The sequence below is a fragment of the Streptomyces lavendulae subsp. lavendulae genome (assembly GCF_002803845.1).
Classification (GTDB): domain Bacteria; phylum Actinomycetota; class Actinomycetes; order Streptomycetales; family Streptomycetaceae; genus Streptomyces; species Streptomyces lavendulae.
In genome coordinates this window covers 701,018-714,351 of record NZ_CP024985.1, presented here as the reverse complement: position 1 = coordinate 714,351, position 13,334 = coordinate 701,018, and the positions used below count along the sequence as shown (strand labels likewise).

13 protein-coding genes and 1 pseudogene are annotated in these 13,334 nt (G+C 75.3%); 10 read left to right on the top strand and 4 right to left on the bottom strand.

Going from position 1 to position 13,334, the window contains the following annotated elements; all coding sequences use genetic code 11:
* Positions 1-217 precede the first annotated feature (217 nt).
* Positions 218-745: a CAP domain-containing protein gene (locus SLAV_RS03190; RefSeq protein WP_051840725.1), complete on the top strand. Its 528-nt coding sequence runs from the start codon at positions 218-220 to the stop codon at positions 743-745.
* Positions 746-892: 147 nt separating this feature from the next.
* Here SLAV_RS03190 and SLAV_RS43050 read toward each other — a convergent pair whose 3' ends face one another.
* A complete protein-coding gene (locus SLAV_RS43050) occupies positions 893-1,723 on the bottom strand; it encodes a prolyl oligopeptidase family serine peptidase (RefSeq protein ID WP_267884258.1) in 831 nt (276 codons plus the stop codon).
* Between the two features lie 67 nt (positions 1,724-1,790).
* On the opposite strand from SLAV_RS43050, the gene SLAV_RS03180 reads away from it, so the two are divergent.
* Entirely contained in the window at positions 1,791-2,231 is a 441-nt protein-coding gene (locus tag SLAV_RS03180) for an ATP-binding protein (RefSeq protein WP_051840729.1), read from the top strand.
* A gap of 25 nt (positions 2,232-2,256) precedes the next feature.
* Here the strand turns inward: SLAV_RS03180 and SLAV_RS03175 are convergent, their stop codons facing one another.
* A complete protein-coding gene (locus SLAV_RS03175) occupies positions 2,257-2,892 on the bottom strand; it encodes a TetR/AcrR family transcriptional regulator (protein WP_030229229.1) in 636 nt (211 codons plus the stop codon).
* 76 nt (positions 2,893-2,968) lie between these two features.
* Between SLAV_RS03175 and SLAV_RS03170 the strand changes: the two genes are divergently transcribed.
* The 6 genes and pseudogenes from SLAV_RS03170 to SLAV_RS03145 all read left to right on the top strand — a co-directional run bounded on the left by SLAV_RS03170 (position 2,969) and on the right by SLAV_RS03145 (position 10,161).
* Positions 2,969-3,661 carry an NAD(P)-dependent oxidoreductase gene (locus SLAV_RS03170; protein ID WP_030229231.1) on the top strand — a complete coding sequence of 231 codons (693 nt, stop codon included), beginning with the start codon at positions 2,969-2,971 and terminating at the stop codon, positions 3,659-3,661.
* The gene (locus tag SLAV_RS03165; protein WP_051840731.1) at positions 3,658-4,062 is read left to right on the top strand and encodes a pyridoxamine 5'-phosphate oxidase family protein; all 405 of its coding nucleotides are present in this window, start codon (positions 3,658-3,660) and stop codon (positions 4,060-4,062) included. The genes SLAV_RS03170 and SLAV_RS03165 overlap by 4 nt, the downstream gene beginning before the upstream one ends.
* 33 nt (positions 4,063-4,095) lie before the next feature.
* A pseudogene (locus SLAV_RS03160) lies at positions 4,096-4,652 on the top strand (alpha/beta fold hydrolase).
* A 94-nt stretch (positions 4,653-4,746) separates the two neighbouring features.
* Positions 4,747-6,159 (top strand): SWIM zinc finger family protein, encoded by a 1,413-nt coding sequence (locus tag SLAV_RS03155; protein WP_051840735.1) that lies wholly within the window; start codon positions 4,747-4,749, stop codon positions 6,157-6,159.
* Positions 6,160-6,206: 47 nt separating this feature from the next.
* Complete coding sequence (locus tag SLAV_RS03150; protein ID WP_051840737.1) at positions 6,207-8,861, top strand: DUF7824 domain-containing protein; 2,655 nt, start codon at positions 6,207-6,209, stop codon at positions 8,859-8,861.
* Between the two features lie 43 nt (positions 8,862-8,904).
* Positions 8,905-10,161 (top strand): SUKH-4 family immunity protein, encoded by a 1,257-nt coding sequence (locus SLAV_RS03145; protein ID WP_030229240.1) that lies wholly within the window; start codon positions 8,905-8,907, stop codon positions 10,159-10,161.
* A gap of 29 nt (positions 10,162-10,190) precedes the next feature.
* On the opposite strand, the gene SLAV_RS03140 is transcribed toward SLAV_RS03145, so the two are convergent.
* The gene (locus tag SLAV_RS03140; RefSeq protein ID WP_030229241.1) at positions 10,191-10,619 is read right to left on the bottom strand and encodes a VOC family protein; all 429 of its coding nucleotides are present in this window, start codon (positions 10,617-10,619) and stop codon (positions 10,191-10,193) included.
* Positions 10,620-10,960: 341 nt separating this feature from the next.
* Between SLAV_RS03140 and SLAV_RS03135 the strand changes: the two genes are divergently transcribed.
* Both SLAV_RS03135 and SLAV_RS03130 read left to right on the top strand, forming a co-directional pair.
* A complete protein-coding gene (locus tag SLAV_RS03135) occupies positions 10,961-11,494 on the top strand; it encodes a DoxX family protein (protein ID WP_051840739.1) in 534 nt (177 codons plus the stop codon).
* Positions 11,495-11,602: 108 nt separating this feature from the next.
* Positions 11,603-12,823, top strand: a complete 1,221-nt coding sequence (locus SLAV_RS03130) for a cytochrome P450 family protein (RefSeq protein WP_030229246.1) — start codon at positions 11,603-11,605, stop codon at positions 12,821-12,823.
* On the opposite strand, the gene SLAV_RS03125 is transcribed toward SLAV_RS03130, so the two are convergent.
* On the bottom strand, positions 12,807-13,280 hold the full coding sequence (locus tag SLAV_RS03125; RefSeq protein ID WP_078950265.1) for a ribosomal maturation YjgA family protein: 474 nt from the start codon (positions 13,278-13,280) through the stop codon (positions 12,807-12,809). The genes SLAV_RS03130 and SLAV_RS03125 overlap by 17 nt on opposite strands.
* Positions 13,281-13,334 lie beyond the last annotated feature (54 nt).

The following is a 13,334-nucleotide window of genomic DNA, read 5'->3' as shown; positions in this document are numbered from 1 at the left end:
GCCGCTGACGCGCGCGGCCTCCGGACGGCGGGTCCGTGCCCCGGCCCGTAGGGTGGAATGCCAGGAGGAGGGCCCGTGGCGGCATCGCCCCGCCGCGGTGCGCGCCCGGCCAAGGGCCGTGCGCCCGCCCCGCTCCACCGCGGCCGCCCGAGAGCGGCCGCCGCCGAGGCAGGGTGCCTCCGGCGGCTCCCCCGACCCCCTACGAAGGGGATTTCCCATGCGCAGCAAGAACAGCAGGATCCGTCGCGCGTGCGCCGTCGCCTGTACGGCCCCGCTGCTCGTGCTCGGCGGTGCCCTCACCGCCAGTGCCACCCCGGCGGCGACGGCGGCGGCTCCGGCCGCCGTCACCCGCGCCGTGCAGCAGTCCTCCGCGAGCGAGATCCTCGCCCTGGTCAACGCCGAACGGGCCAAGGCCGGTTGCGAGCCCCTCAAGGAGGACGCGCGCCTCATGCAGGCCGCCCAGGCCCACGCCGACGACATGGCCGCGAACCACCTCACCGCACACACCGGCTCCGACGGTTCCAGCGACCTGACGCGAATGGAACGGGCGGGCTACTCACCCGCCGGGCCCTCCTCCGAGAACGTCTCCGGGCCGGGACACCACTCCTCGAAGTCCCACGTCGACGGCTGGATGGCCAGCACCCGGGGCCACCGCGCCGCCATCTTGAACTGCACGTACAAGGAGACCGGGATCGGGACGAGCGGCGAGTACGCCGTGGAACTGTTCGCCGTGCAGTCGCGGTAGCGGCGGGCACCACCGGCGCGCGTCGTGTGCCGTACGAGTACGCCTCGCGGGCCCGCCGGACCGGGGAGCCCGCGAGGCGCGCGGACCGGGCGCCCGCGGCCGCCCCCCGGTGGTCGCCGACGGATCCCCGGTCGGACGCGGGAAGGATCAGGCCCCCGCCGCCTCCAGGTGGCGGGCCAGGAACGCCACGCTCTCCGCGACGATCGCCGGGACGTCCGGGGAGCCGAGGAAGATGTGGTCGGCGCCCTCGACGGGGCGCAGGCGGACCTCGCCACCCGCGTCCGCCAGGGCACCGGCGAGCGCCTCGCTCTGGCTGAACGGGACCAGGCCGTCCCGGGTGCCGTGCACCAGGAGGAACGGCGGCGGCTTCGGGCCCGTCGCGTACGTCACCGGGCTCGCGGCCCGCGCCGGCGCCGGCCGCTGCGCCTCGGTGCCGCCGAGGAGGGCGGCGTACGGGTCGGGGAGTCCGGGGCCGGCCGCCTGCGCGGGTACGGGGTGCCCGGCGAGGGCGACCAGGTCGCAGACCCCGTACCAGTCGACGACGGCCCGCACCCCGGTGTCTCCCGCGCCGACTTCGTGCGCGCCCTCCAGGGCGTCGGCGTCCGCGCTGCCGGGGCCGACGAGGCCCGCCAGCGCCGCCAGGTGGCCGCCCGAGGACTCCCCCCACACGGCCGGCCGGCCGGGGTCGATGCCGAGGCCCCCTCGAAGCGGCGCACTCCGTGTTCGTCCGTCACGGCGGGCACCGGGGGCCGGTAGGGCGGCGCAGGCCTGGCCGTGTCGGCCGGGCCGGGCTCCGCCGGGCAGGCGTCGGCCGGGTGGGATTGCGTCATTGCGGCCCTTCTGCCGGGCCCGGGCTCCGGGGTGGTTTGTCCGGAATGCTTGTGCGCGGAGCCCGGGGGGAGGTAGCGTGTTACACGTGTAATCGCGACTGTAGCGACGCGTTTCCCATGGCGACAAGCCCTCCGCCCGTCCGGCCATCGGAACGGTTGCACGAGTCGCCGCTCCGTCGGACGGCTCCGTCGCGCAACTTCTCTGGGAGCGCCCCATGCTCACCGCAGCCACCCGCCCCGCGCCCGTCGGGACGTTCGTCCACTCGGTCGCCGCGCCCACCGCGGCGAGCGTTCCGCTGGTCCGCGGCCGCGTCCGCGCCGTGCTCGAAGGCTGGCGGATAGCCGCCGACCTCGCCGACACCCTGCTGCTGGCCGTCAGCGAGCTCGTGGGCAACGTCGTACGGCACGCCGCCGACGCCACCGGACGGATGTACGTCCGCCTTTCCTGCGACCGTGGATGGCTGCGCCTGGAGGTCGCCGACGGCGCGAGCGCCCTGCCGCGGCTGCCCGGACCCGCCGCCGCGGTCACCCGGGACGCCGAGGACGGGCGCGGACTGCTGCTCGTCCAGCTGCTGGCCGCCGAGGCGGGCGGTGAACTCGTCGTCGCGGCCGACGAGTCCGGAAAATCGGTGCGGGTGCGCGTCCCCGTGGCCTGAACGGGGGCGCCCCCCGATCGGCCGGTCAGCGCGCCCCGGCGGTCCGTCCCGGTGCGGGCCGCGGGGTGCGGCCCCGGGGTCCCGGGGACAGCGCCGCGCGCAGTGCCGGGGTGAGGACGTGCCGGGCCTCGGCGGGGGTGAGCGCCGCCGGGGTGGGGAGGGGGTTGAGGTAGCGGGTGTAGACGAGACCGCCGAGGATCGTCACCACGGCCGTCGCCCGTGCCGTCGCGTCCCGGCCGCCGAGGAATTCAACGAGCCGGGCCAGCAGCTCGTGTTCCAGGTACTCGCGGATCGCCTCCGCGGCCTCGTCGCCCCGCGCGGTGAGCCGGCGGAAGTCGGCGTCCTCCCACAGGCCCGTCACCGCGTCGATCAGGCGGCCGGGGAGGGTGGCCGGGTCTCCGCCGAGGACCTCGTCCACCGTCAGCGCGGTGGCGCACTGGAACTGCATCACGTCCGCGAACAGGCCCTTCTTCGAGCCGAAGTGGTACGCGATCAGGGCCGGATCCACCCCGGCGGCCGCGGCCACCGCGCGCAGGGTGGTGCCGCGGTAGCCGTGCTCCAGGAACAGCGAACGGGCCGACGCGACGATCGATTCGCGGGTCGGCGGATTGCCCCGGGGGCGGCCCCGGGGGCGGGCGGGGGCGGCGACGTCGTTATTCATCGCCGTTGAGCCTGCGTTTCGTGATCGGCACAGTCAAGGGCGTTCCACCGACCACACGAAGGGACTTCCCGACATGATGCGCATCGCCGTCTTCGGCGCGAACGGTCCGACCGGCCGCCACCTCACCGGCCAGGCCCTCGCCGCCGGCCACGAGGTCGTCGCCGTGACCCGCCGCCCCGGTTCCCTTCCCGCGCGGCCCGGTCTCACCGTCGCCGTCGCCGACGCCACCAACCCGGCGGCGGTGGGCGCCGCGATCGAAGGGACGGACGCCGTGCTCTCCGCGCTCGGCACACGGCCCGGCGGAGGGACCGTCACCACCTACTCGGCGAGCGCCGCCGCAATCACCTCGGCCATGGCCCGCCACGGCATCCGCCGCCTGCTGGCCATCACGTCCAGCGTCGCCGACCCGGACTGGCGCCCCACCGGCGCGCACTTCTTCAACCACGTCTTCGACCCGCTGGTGAACCGCCGGCTCGCCCGCCCCGTGCACGAGGACATGCGCCGGATGGAGGCCGCCGTCCGCGGGACGGACCTGGACTGGACCCTCGTCCGGCCCTCGGGCCTCTTCGAGCACCCCGTCGTCACGGACTACCGGACGGCCGAGCACAGCGCCGACGGCGTGTTCACCGCCCGTACCGACCTCGCCGCGAGCATGCTGCGCGAACTGGGGGAGCGGCGCTACGTCCGTACGGCCATGGGCGTCATCACCACGGCCGTGAAGCCGAACGTCGCCAAGCTCGTCTGGAACGAGGGCGTGAAGCGGAAGTGAGCCGCTCTGCCCTGCAACTCCCGCTCCGGGCAACCGAGTTCCTCACCCGCCCCGACACGGGCGTCCTCACCACCCTCCGCGGTGACGGCACCCCGCACGCCGCCCCCGTCCGCTTCACCCTCGAAGCCACCGACGGCCTCGTCCGGGTGACCACGAGGGCTGGGGCGCGCAAGGCCCGGAACGTGGTGGCGGGCGGCCCGGCGGCGCGTGTCGCGCTCTGCCAGGCGGACGGCTTCCGCTGGATCACCCTCGAAGGCCGGGCCCGCGTCACCGACGACCCCGGGCGGCTGGCCGAAGCGGTGCGGCGCTACACCGCCCGCTACGGCACCCCGCCGCCCACCCCGCCGGACCTGGTCGTCGTCGAGATCGCCGTCGACCGGGTCCTGAGCCTCAACCTCTGAGCCTTCCCGAGCAGAAAGCGGAGCCCCACCACGATGCCCACCGTCCCCGTCCTCGGATCCACCCTCCACCACCGCGAGGCAGGCGACCCCGACGGGCGGCCGTTCGTCTTCCTCCACGGCAACCCCACCTCCTCCCACCTGTGGCGCAACGTACTGCCCGGCGTGGCCGCGCCCGGCCGCCGCCTGCTGGCCCCCGACCTCATCGGCATGGGCGACTCGGGCAGACGATCGTCAAACCGCTGGCCGGTGACGAGTTCCCGGCCGCCGGCCGGCAGCTGGCCCGCGTCGAGCACTACGGGTCCTGGCTGGCCTCCAGCCCCCACGTCCCCAAGCTGCTCGCGGCGTTCGAGCCGGGCCCGGGCGCGATGACCGACCGGGCGGCGGTGGCCTGGTGCGAGGAGAACATGGCGGGCCTGGAGGTGTCCCACCACGGGCTCGCCGGCCACCATTCCCCCGAGGACCGGCCCGGGGAACTGGCCGCGGCCATCAGCTCCTGGGCCGACCGCCACGGGCTGGCACGACCCGGCCGGCGGGTCCGACACCGCCCGACCGCCCCCTGCGCGACGCCGGCGATCCACCGTCACACGTGAAGTCGCTTACGGGCAACGGCAGTTGACAGCATGCCACGGCTGCCCGCGGTAGTGCGCGGGGGCGTTGTCAGTGGCTCCGCCTAGCGTTCCGGACATGACGCGAACCGCACACACCTTCGCCTACGCGCGCCCCTCCGCGCTGACCGCCGCCGGGACGGGCCAGGCCCTCGGCCTGGAGACCGCGGGGGGTCTGACCCCCTCCGGGGCCGAGGCCCACCCCCGCTTCTTCGCCGGGTTCCTGGGCGCGCCCCAGGCCGCCGCGCGGGCCCTGCTCGCGGTCGCGGACGTGGCCGCCGCCCGCTACTACCGGCGCACCCTTCAGGCCTCCCTGGACCCGGTGGTCACGGGGAACGGCGACAGGCTGCGCTTCGAGTCCTTCTCCGGGTGCTGCGGGGTCTACGCCCGCCTCGACGTACTGCCCGAAGGCCTGCGCGGCGCCGAGACCGGCCACGGCACCACCAACGTCGACGTCAACAACCCGCTGCGCGAAGCACTGTCCCGCCTCACCGGAGACGATCCGCTGCACCTGCGGGTCGGGCCCGACGAGATGGCGGTGACCACCCTCGACGGTCCGGTCGTCGAGAAGAAGGTGCCGCTGCCCGACCGCTGGCTGCGCGGCTTCGCCGAGTCGCAGGCCATCACCACCGGCTTCGACCTGCGCGCCGAACTGACCGCCACCGAGACGGCCCGCTTCCTGCGCTCCCTCCCGCGCACCCCCGGGGGCGGCACCGCCGCCGGCGCGGCGCTGTGGGTGGTGCCCGCGGGCCGGACGCTGCGCCCCACCACCCGGCCCGTCCCCGGCGCGGTCTGCCTGCCGGGACCCGAACGCCTCGCCGCCCTCCAGCGGGTGCTGCGGCACGCCACCGGCCTGCGCGTGTACGGACCCGCGGCGCACGGCACCGAACCCACCGCCTCCGCCTGGGAACTGGGCCTGCCGGGCATGCGGCTCACCCTGACCCTCTCCCCGGAGCCCGACCGCGGATTCTCCGGGGAGGGCGGAGTCCTGGAGGCCCTCGCCACCGACACGGCGGCCGAGGACGCCGAGCTGATCTCCGTACTGCTGGCCTGGGAACCCCGTATCGATCCGGCCGACCTCGCCGACCAGTCGGGGCTCCCCGCGGAACGGGTACGGGCCGCCCTCACCCGCCTAGGCACGGCGGGCCGGGTCGGCTACGACATCGCCGAAGCCGCGTACTTCCACCGCGAACTGCCCTACGACGCCCGGCGCGCCGAGCGCCACAACCCCCGGCTGGTCGCGGCGCACGCACTCCTGGCCGCGGGCGCCGTCACCCTGGACCCTCCCCGCGGCGCCGTCGTTGCCTCCGGCGAACGCCGGTACCAGGTGCGCGAGTCCGGCGGAGCGCTCAGCTGCACCTGCCAGTGGTGGGCCGACTACCGGGGTCGTCGCGGCCCCTGCAAGCACGCCCTCGCCACCCGGATGGCCCTGCGGGCCGTCACGGCCACGCCCACGCCCGCGCCCCCGGCCTCCGCGTCCGCCGCCGTCTGAGCGTCCACCACCCCCAGCCCTTTCCCCGCCCCGACCGGAGCCGCACGATGAACACCACCCACGACGACCTCCTCGCCGCCGTCCGCGAGGGCCGCACCGCCGAACTCCCCGCGCTCCTGGGGCCACTGGACCGCGACCGGCGCAAGGCCCTGCTCGCCGGACTGAAGGAACTGCGCGGCGAACTGCGCGCAGCGGGCTGGGCCCGCTGGCAGGAACGGGACCTGATGAACCCCGCCCTGCTCGTCGCCGGAGCCGGCTGCCACACCGGCGCGGCGGCGGCCGCCGCCTGGCTCGGTGCGCGCGACCTGCGCTCCTGGCGGCAGCTCCCCACCGACCTCCTCCTCGACGTACTGGCGGACCGCGACCCGAAGTGGCTCGGCGACCTCGCCCACCGGCTGGCCGCCCGGTCCGCCACCGCCGAGCAGGACTACGCGCTGATCAGCGCACTCGTCCGGCTCGCCGGGTGCCCGATGCCCACGACCGACGGCTGCGTCGAGGGCTGGGCGGCGGCGGTGGGCGCGTCCGGCACCCCGCTGGCGACCGCCCTGCGCGAGGACCCGTACGCCACCGCGCTCGTCCCGCGCCTCTTCGAGACCGCAGAACCGGTCCGCGCCCTCGCCGGGCGCTGCGACCCGGACCATCCCCACCACTGGCCCGCCGCGCTGGCAGCCCTCGCCGAGGACGGGCACGTGGACCGGGCCGCCCTCCTGGACGGATGCACCGCCCGCCTGCTGCGCGGCGGCAAACCCGCCCAGCTGAAGCCCTACCAGGCAGTCCTCCAGGGCCTGCGCCCGACCGGGGCCGAGGAGGCGGAGCGCGCCGCCGACTGGATCGCGCTGACCGCGGACGCCCCGTCACCCGTGGCCGGGCAGGCCCAGCAGACACTGGCCCGGCTCGCGGCGGCGGGCCGCCTCACCCCCCGTCTGCTCGCCGAAATGTCGGCCGCCGCCCTCTTCCGCCCCGAGAAGAAGCTCGTCCGGGCCCAACTGGTCCTCCTCGGCAAGGAACTGCGACGGGACCCGTCAGCCGCCCCCGAACTGCTCCCGGTACTCGGCGACGCCTTCGGACACCCGGACACCGACATCCAGGAGCGGGCACTGAACCTGGCCGCCGCCCACCTCACCGACGACCCCGCGCTGCGGGCCGCACTCGCCGACCAGGCCCCGCTGCTGAGCCCCGCCCACCGGGGCCGGGCGGCGGAGCTCTTCGGAGCGTCCGCCACCGGAGCCGAGGACACCGAGCCCTACCGGGAGATCCTGCCGCCGCCCCCGCTCCCGGTCCCGGTCGCCCCCGCGCCGGAAACGGTCGCGGAGACCGTGGAACTCGTCGCCGCGCTCGTCAACTCCCGTACCGTGAACCTCGACGAGTTCGAACGCGCCCTGGACGGGCTGGTCCGGCACTCCCATCGGGACCGCGCCGCCCTCGCCGAGGCGCTGGGGCCCGCGCTGGCCGGCCGCTGGTGGCTCGACCCCGAGGACTCCCGGTACTACACCACCTCGGTACAGCTGCCCGGCCTGGAACAGGTCGCCGCCGCCGTCCTGGGGGCGCGGCCGGCCCGCGAAGTGCATCCGCCGCACGTGAGCCGGCGGAGCGACTGCCACCACACCGGGCTCCGCCTCGCCCACCACGCGCGCCTGACCGAGGCCGCACGGCGCATCACGGACCGGCCGTTGCCCTTCCTCCTCGCCACGCCCACCGCGCAGACCGGCTCCCTGGATCCCGAGGTCCTCGTCGCGCGCCTCGCCGAGTACCACCGCCTCGGGGAGAGCCCGGCCCCGGCGGACTTCGCGCAGGCCCTGCTGCGCGTCCGCCGCGACCCGGCCGCGGTCCCCGGGGCGGCCGCCCTGGGCACGCCGGAGGGTGACCGGCTGGCGGCCTGGCTCGGCGGGGGCGGCGAGGGGGCTCCCGTCACCCGCCGCGTCGCGCCGGCCATGGGGTACAGGTACACCGAGGAGCCCGAGCGGATCGTCCTGGACACCGGGGCGCGGCCGGAGGTGCTGCGGGACTTCCCGAACCCCTTCCGCGAACTGGCCCGGCCGCGCGACGCGGGCGGGCGCTGCTGGGACTCGGGGGACGACCTCGCGCTGATCGCCGTCCTGCCCGAGGACCGGGAGACCCTGTCGGCGTGGTGGCTCCCGGCCCTCACGGCATGCGCGGTCCACGGAGGACGCGGAGGGGTGGCGGTACTGCCCCGGCTCGCCGCCGCCGGCGGGCCCGCGGGCCCGGCCCTGCACCTCGTGATCGCCGTCGGGCTCGGGGCCAGGCACCCCGAGGACCGGCTGACCGCGGTGGACGCGCTGCTCACCCTCGCCGCCCGCGGGGAACTGGACGGCGTACGCCTGGGCACCGACCTGGCCGAGCTGCTCGGCCTGGGCACGGTCAAGTCCAACCGGCTCGCGGACTCGCTGCGCACGGCCGCCGCCACGGGCGCCCACGCGACCACGTGGGCCGTACTGGCCGCCGCACTGCCCGCGCTGCTCACCGGCACCGGCACCGGTACGGGCGTGGGCACCGGGGAACTGCTCGCGCTGGCCGCCGACTGCGTGGAACAGTCCGGAGCGGCCTCACCGGAACCGGCCGGCCTCGCCGTCGCGGCGGCCGGCACCGGCCGCTCCCGGCTGGTCACCCAGTCCGCCCGCCTGCACGAGGCCCTCCGCCGCAACCGTCGGGCGGCCGACGCCCGGGCGGTGCCACGGCCGTGATCCGTGGACGCGGTGCGGTGCGTGGGGTTGGCATCATGTCCCCATGCCCCACGACGACCTTGACGCCCTGTTCGCCTCCCCCTCGGCCCTGTTGACGGCCGGACCCGAGGCCTTCCGGGACCTTCCCGTCACGGGCGGCGGACCCGGCCGGGAGGTCTACTCCCAGGCCGTCGCGGTGCTCGACGGCGCCGAGGTGTCACGGGTGGAGTTCGCCTCGTGGCTGCACTTCGCCGCGAAGGTACTGGGCCACGACGCCTACGCCACCCTGGTCGCCGGGGCCGAGCCGGAGATGCCGTGGCGCACGGTCTGGGCCTGGTGGCGGCCGGTGGGCGCCTACCGGGCCCAGCCCAACCTGAGCGGGGACGCCGGTGTGGAGGTCCACGAGGGGCCTGACGGCCAGGTGCTGTTCAAGCTCTGGGCCGCGCTGGCCGGTGAGCGCTGGCTGTCCCCGGCCACCGGGGAGGAGCTCCTGGCGCCGGCGGACGGGGAGTTCACCGCGCGGCCGTTCGACGCTCCGGTCGAGGACGGTCCGATCCTCTTCGACCCGGACGGGGACGACGAGGACCTCCACCGCCTCGAAGCCTGGGAGGAACCCGTCGCGTTGGGCGGGGGCCGGATCCTGCTGGTCGAGCCGCGCGGCCTCGTCGTCATCGAGCGGAACGCCGACGCGCGGGCCGACCGGTCGGCCGTCGGCTCCGACACCGCCTCACCGGGTACGGGCGAACCGTGGTTCGCGGGCCCGACGCCCGCGGAGGCCCCGCTGGACACGGCCCGCCTGGAGGCGGCGTTCGGCTCGGGCGGGGTGCTGCGACTGCCCCCGGCGCACCAGCCGCCGACGCTGACCCACGCCCCCACGCGGGAGCTGATCGCCGGGGCGGGCCTGCCGGGGTACTGGGCGGCGGGGGTGGCCTCGTTCACCCTGGGGTGGACCGCGGAGGGGGCCCGTCAGGAGGAGCCCGGGGAGAACGGCCTGCTGCGGCTGGGCGCCTTCGACCTGGGCTACGCCGACCGCGGCCGGGTGTTCGTCCACCCGGACACGGGCGCGGTGTGGATGGTCCGCAACGCCGAGGGGCCCTTCCCCTTCGCCCGGGACACCGAGACCTTCGTACGGCTGCTGGAGGCCGTGTGCCGCTTCATGGGAGCGTGCTGGAGCCCGTACCCGGGTGAGGACGGCACCGGGGACTTCCTGCGCGAGGCGGCCGCCCTGGATCCGGTCACCGCGGACACCGACACGCCCGGTGGACGAGTGTGGGGGCACCTGTTCGCCGCCATCACCGAGCTCGGCGTGTGGGGCTACTGACCCCGGCGACGACCGCGGGCGCGGGACGCTCAGTCGACGCAGAACTCGTTGCCCTCGACGTCCTGCATCGCGATGCAGGAGTCATCGCCGCCGTCGTACAGCAGCCGTACGCGCACCGCGCCGAGCGCCATCAGCCGGGTGCACTCGGCTTCGAGTACGGCGAGGCGCTCCTCACCCACGAGCCCGGTGCCGACCCGCACGTCGAGATGCACCCGGTTCTTGACGGCCTTGCCCTCGGGGACGCGCTGGAAGTACAGGCGCGGACCCACGCCCGAGGGATCGACGCAGGCGCACCACGAACCCCGGTCCTCGGGGGACCGGGAGTCTTCGTACTCCTCCCAGGTGGCGAACCCCCTCGGCGGAGTGATGACGTATCCCAGCACTTCGCACCAGAAGCGGGCGACACGCTCGGGTTCCGCACAGTCGAAGGTGACCTGGAACTGCTTGATCGTTGACATCGGCGCACCATAGCAGGGGCCATCCGGCCGCTCATCTCCGGCCATGGGAAGGCCTGTTGGTGTGAGGGCGGCCGTACCGCCCGGTGTCGGCCCCGGAAGCGGGCCCGGCCGAAGGGCCGGGCGTGCCGGTCGAACGGACACCATGTCCGCCCGAACGCACGTTCGTGAACGGCCGACGCGCGCACGCGCCTACCGCGCATTCCGGCTCGGTTTTCGCCACTCTGGGCCCAGACGACGCCACCGGAGGGCCACCCGCCCCGCACTTCCGGTGGACGGCTCCCGGACCATCACCACCACCTGGGACCTCCTCCTTCCGCACGCCCCCGACGGAAAGCGCCACCATGGCCACGATGCGATTCCCCTCCGCCCGCCGCACCTCGACCGGTAACACCACCCCCTACGACGTCGGCCTGCCCGTACTGCGCCTCGTACTCGGCGTGATCATGGCCGTGCACGGGACCCAGAAGCTGTTCCGCTGGTTCGACGGCCCCGGCCCGGGTCCCACCGGCCGCTTCTTCGAGAAGGCCGGCTACCCGGCGGGCGAGGCCATGGCGGTGATCGCCGGTCTGACCGAGACGCTGGGCGGTCTGGGCCTGGTACTCGGCCTCCTCACCCCGCTGTCCGCCGCGGCGATCGTCGGCGTGATGATCAACGCCGTCACGGTCAAGTGGACCGGGGCCGTGATCGGCCAGGAGGGCGTGGAGTTCGAGTCCCTGATCATCGCCGCCGCCGTCACCCTGGCCCTCACGGGCCCGGGCCGCTTCGCCCTCGACCGTTTCCTGCCCGTGCTCCGCGACCACCGGGCGGTCTACGGAGTCCTGGCCCTGGCCCTGGCGGTGGTGCTGGCGGCCTGCGTGCTGCTGGTACGGGACTGACCGGCACGGGCGTGACCGGTACGAGCGTGACCGAAAACCGGCATTCGGGGAATACGGGATATGTATCCTCGCTCTCCACAGCGCGGGCGACGTACTCCTGGAGGCAACATGAGTGAGCGGCCGGTCCTTCTGCCCTACACCGACCCGGCCTTCGTCGCGGACCCCTTCCCCCTGTACGCGAAGCTGCGCGAGGACGGACCCGTACGCCATGTCCTCATCGGGGGCGGCCTGGAGGCCTGGCTCGTCACCCGCTACGAGGACGCGCTCGCCGCACTGTCCGACCACCGCCTCAGCAGCGACGTGCGCGACGCCTCGGACACCCGCCTCCTGCAGCAGCTCCCCGAAACCGAACGCGAGTCGATGCTCAGCAACATGCTCCGCAGCGACCCGCCCGACCACACCCGGCTGCGCCGGCTGGTCTCCAAGGCGTTCACTGCCCGCCGCGTCGCCGCCATGCGGCCCCGGATCCAGGACGTCACCGACCGCCTGCTCGACGCCGTCGTCGAGTCCGGCCACGCCGACCTGATCGCGGACTTCGCGCTCCCCCTCCCCGTCACCGTGATCAGCGAACTGCTCGGCGTGCCGGTCGACGACCGTCACGACTTCCAGCGATGGACCGACCGCATGATCACGCGGGGGCCGGAACTGCCGGACCCGGCCGTGGTGAACGAGGCCTGGCAGCACATGCGCGCCTACGTCACCGAGCTCATCGGCGCCAAACGGCAGGACCCCGGGGACGACCTGCTCGGCGCCCTCGTGACCGCCCGCGACGAGGAACAGCGGCTGACCGAGGACGAGCTGATCGCCATGGTCTTCCTGCTCCTGGTCGCCGGCTACATCACCACCGTCAATCTGATCGGTGGCGGCATCGCCATGCTGCTCGCCCACCCCGACCAACTCGACCTGCTGCGCTCGGATCCCGGACTGCTGCCCGGCGCCGTCGAGGAGTTCCTCCGCTACGACGGCCCCGTCAACCCCGGCATCGCCCGGTTCGCGCGCGAGGACGCGGAGATCGCGGGAGTGACCGTCCCGCGCGGCGCCACCGTACTGATCGCCTCGGCCATCGCCGACCGCGACCCGGCACGCTTCGCCGCTCCCGAACGGCTGGACATCACCCGGCAGGACAACGCCCACCTCGCGTTCGGACACGGCATCCACTACTGCCTCGGCGCACCCCTGGCCCGCCTGGAGGGCCAGATCGCCATCGGGACCGCCCTGCGCCGGCTTCCCGGACTCGCCCTCGCCGTCGCGCCGGACGAACTCCCGTGGCGGCCGGGCGGTCTGCGCGGGCCCGAGGCCCTGCCGGTGACCTTCACCCCCGGCGGCTGAGGGGAACGCGCCCGGCGCCGCGGCGGCCCGGGCGCACGGCCCGGTGCACGAGGCAGCCCGCCGCCGCGCCGGCCGCGTACCAGAACAGATCCGGTGCGTTGAAGGTGGACCCGAGTACCAGGCGGGCGACGGGGCTGTGTCGGGCGAGCTCCGCCGGCCAGGGGCCGAGCTGAAGGAACTCGACCGCCCAGCTGATGGCCAGGGCCGTCCCCGCGGCCCGCAGGGGCGTCAGCCGGGGCGCGAGCAGGACGACCAGCGCGAGGACCAGGACGGTGTAGAGCGCGTCCCCGCCGTACTTGGCCACGCTCCCCGCCGCCACCGCCCTGAGCCCCAGCCCCGCGCCCACCGTCGCCACCGCGGCCCCGGCGGCCACGAGACGTGTCCGCAGGGTGGCGGCCGGTGCCGGTGCCGGTGCCGGAGCCGAAGTGCGGGCGCGGATCGTGGGGATGGGGTCCATCCGACCATCCTGCCCGACGGTGTAGTCCGTACCGGCGGTGGGCCCGGCGCGCAG